This is a genomic window from Clostridium sp., from assembly GCF_034179595.1.
Taxonomy (GTDB): domain Bacteria; phylum Bacillota; class Clostridia; order Clostridiales; family Clostridiaceae; genus Clostridium.
This window is the reverse complement of record NZ_JAXFPT010000043.1, coordinates 1-3,120: the sequence shown is the minus strand read 5'-3', so window position 1 is coordinate 3,120 and position 3,120 is coordinate 1. Positions and strand designations below refer to the sequence as shown.

The window sequence follows — 3,120 nt, the reverse complement described above, 5'->3', positions numbered from 1 at the left end:
TTACTATTCGATTACGCTAGTAACAACTCCTGAACCTACAGTTCTTCCACCTTCTCTGATTGCGAATCTTAATCCTTCTTCCATAGCTACTGGGTGGATTAATTCAACGTTCATGTCGATGTGGTCTCCTGGCATTACCATTTCCATTCCTTCTGGTAACTTGATTGCTCCTGTTACGTCAGTTGTTCTGAAATAGAATTGTGGTCTGTATCCATCGAAGAATGGAGTGTGTCTTCCACCTTCTTCTTTTTTAAGTACGTATACTTGACCTACGAACTTCTTGTGTGGGTTTACTGATCCAACTTTTGCTAGAACTTGACCTCTTTCGATTTCTGTTCTTTGGATACCTCTTAATAATGCTCCTATGTTATCTCCAGCTTGCGCTTCGTCTAATAACTTTCTGAACATTTCGATTCCTGTTACAACTACTTTCTTAGTTTCTTCTTTGATACCTACGATTTCAACTTCGTCTCCAACGTGTAAGATACCTCTTTCAACTCTTCCTGTTGCAACTGTTCCTCTACCTGTGATTGTGAATACATCTTCTACTGGCATTAAGAATGGCTTATCTGTTGCTCTTTCTGGAGTTGGGATGTAGCTATCTACTGCTGCCATTAATTCGTCGATGCATGCTGTTGCTTCTGGATCTGTTGGGTTTTCTAATGCTCTTAAAGCTGATCCTGTTATTACTGGAATATCATCTCCTGGGAAGTTGTATTCGCTTAATAATTCTCTGATTTCCATTTCTACTAATTCTAATAATTCTTCGTCATCAACCATATCTGCTTTGTTTAAGAATACTACGATGTGGTCAACTCCAACTCTTGAAGCTAGTAGTATGTGTTCTCTTGTTTGTGGCATTGGACCATCTGCTGCTGAACAAACTAAGATAGCTCCATCCATTTGTGCTGCTCCTGTAATCATGTTCTTAACATAGTCAGCGTGTCCTGGACAGTCAACGTGAGCGTAGTGTCTGTTTTCTGTTTCGTATTCAACGTGAGCTGTGTTGATTGTGATTCCTCTTTCTTTTTCTTCTGGAGCCTTATCTATTTCATCATATTTGAATGATTCAGCGAATCCTTTGTTTGCTAATACTGTTGTAATAGCTGCTGTTAATGTAGTCTTACCGTGGTCTACGTGACCTATTGTTCCAATGTTAACGTGTGGTTTACTTCTTTCGAATTTTGCTTTTGACATTCTAAATTCCTCCTTATTACTCTAATAAACCTTGCCTAGTGTTTTGTACTTTTTTTATATTGGAACTCATGTTTAAAATTAGATCAACTGTTTATTATTATATTTATGTAATTTTCAGTGACCTCCAACAACATGAGCACTCATATTATTGAGTTTCTTTAATATACCAATTATAAAGTTTACTATCATTTTTTTTGTTTGTCAATAAAAATTAATTAGTTTATATCTAAGCATTTTTCAAGTTTTCTTTTTACTCTTTGTAATGCATTATCTATTGATTTTGCATGCCTATCTAAATCACATGCTATCTCTTGATATGATTTACCATCAAGATATGAATTTAGTACTTCTAATTCTAACCTAGATAATACTTTTTGTATTTCTTCTTCTATTCTATTTTTTTCTTCTTGACTTATAACGAGTTCTTCAGGATCTGTTATTTTAAATCCTGCCAATACATCTAACAGAGTTCTCTCTGATTCTTCTTCATATATTGGTTTATTTAAAGATACATAGGTGTTTAATGGAATATGCTTTTGTCTTGTTGCAGTTTTTATTGCTGTTATTATTTGTCTTGTAACACAAAGTTCTGCAAATGCTTTAAATGTTGAAAGCTTATCTGGATTAAAATCTCTTATAGCTTTATAAAGACCTATCATCCCCTCTTGATAAATATCTTCTTTATCAGCACCAATTAAGAAATAAGATTTTGCCTTTGTTCTTACAAAGCCTTCATATTTATTTATTAAATATTCTTGAGCCAATACATTTCCATTTTTAGCTTCTATTGCTATTTCTTTATCATCTTTTTTATCAAACTCTAAATCTTTCGTCATAGAATACCCACCATTCTCCACAATTTACCCCTAATATCTAACCTCTTATCATGATTTTTATTATACATTAGCAATTTAAATTAAGTCAACATATCAGCGACTTCTACGTAATTTCTCCAATTTAGTTAATATATCCTCATCAATATTATCTCCTAAATTATTCTTTTGAGAATTCATATTATTTTCTGCCTTTACTCTTATCTTACTTTCTAAGTTAATAACTTCATTGTAAAATTCTAACGAAGACATTCTTACAGCACCCCGTTGGAATATAGTTTGTTGCTCTAGCCAATCTGATGTAACCACATAAACTTCATATCTTCTACCAACAGAATGCACTTCTTTCTCTATATATGCATCAGCTGTTTCACCATCTTTGGTAAAAACTATAGATAGATTTTTGTTAATTTCTTCTTTGCTTTCTATATTACCTGCTACCTTATGTCCATCAAATACTAGTACTATTTTACAACCATTATAACTTCCATAATTGTGCAATATATCTATTAGTTTATTTCTAGCTCCATCAAAACTAGTATTTTTTAAATCTTTTAAATTTGGCCAAGAATTCAAAACATTATATCCATCTATAAATATAATTTTCACATCTCATCCCTCTTTTATTTTAATCTGCCTTTTAATACTTCATACATCATTATACCACCAGCAACTGATGCATTTAAAGAATTTATTTTTCCAATCATAGGAATTTTAACTAATTTGTCACACTTTTTAAGAGTTAATTTTGATATTCCTCTTCCTTCACTTCCTATTATTAGTGCACATGGTCCACTAAAATCTACCTCGTAACTATACTCTTTTCCTTCTATATCAGCACCATATACCCAGATACCTTTTTCTTTTAATTCATCTATTGTAGCGTTTATATTAGTTACTTTTGCTATTTTTACATGTTCTACAGCCCCAACAGATGATTTATATACAGTAGGAGTAACTCCAACATTTCTTCTCTTTGGAATTATAATACCATGTACTCCACATGTTTCCGCAGTTCTTATTATTGATCCTAAATTGTGTGGATCTTCTAATTCATCCAGTATAACTATAAATGGACTTTCTCCTTTTT

At 32.4% G+C, this 3,120-nt stretch carries 4 protein-coding genes; all 4 read right to left on the bottom strand.

Translation table 11 applies throughout. The annotated features are described in order from the left end of the window. Window positions 1–3: 3 nt before the first annotated feature. Window positions 4–1,197: an elongation factor Tu gene (gene tuf / locus SPJ33_RS04765; protein ID WP_321116825.1), complete on the bottom strand. Its 1,194-nt coding sequence runs from the start codon at window positions 1,195–1,197 to the stop codon at window positions 4–6. Between the two features lie 215 nt (window positions 1,198–1,412). Beyond that, complete coding sequence (gene sigH / locus SPJ33_RS04760; RefSeq protein ID WP_321116824.1) at window positions 1,413–2,033, bottom strand: RNA polymerase sporulation sigma factor SigH; 621 nt, start codon at window positions 2,031–2,033, stop codon at window positions 1,413–1,415. A 93-nt stretch (window positions 2,034–2,126) separates the two neighbouring features. Continuing rightward, complete coding sequence (locus tag SPJ33_RS04755) at window positions 2,127–2,639, bottom strand: NYN domain-containing protein (RefSeq protein ID WP_321116823.1); 513 nt, start codon at window positions 2,637–2,639, stop codon at window positions 2,127–2,129. Between the two features lie 14 nt (window positions 2,640–2,653). Continuing rightward, window positions 2,654–3,120 (bottom strand): 23S rRNA (guanosine(2251)-2'-O)-methyltransferase RlmB (rlmB, locus tag SPJ33_RS04750; RefSeq protein ID WP_321116822.1); only part of this gene is annotated, 467 nt, incomplete at its 5' end.

Bases quoted from the DNA above. Each gene is read 5' to 3' on its own strand.
- tuf (WP_321116825.1), bottom strand. From the start codon at position 1,197: ATGTCAAAAGCAAAATTCGAAAGAAGTAAACCACACGTTAACATTGGA.
- sigH (WP_321116824.1), bottom strand. From the start codon at position 2,033: ATGACGAAAGATTTAGAGTTTGATAAAAAAGATGATAAAGAAATAGCA.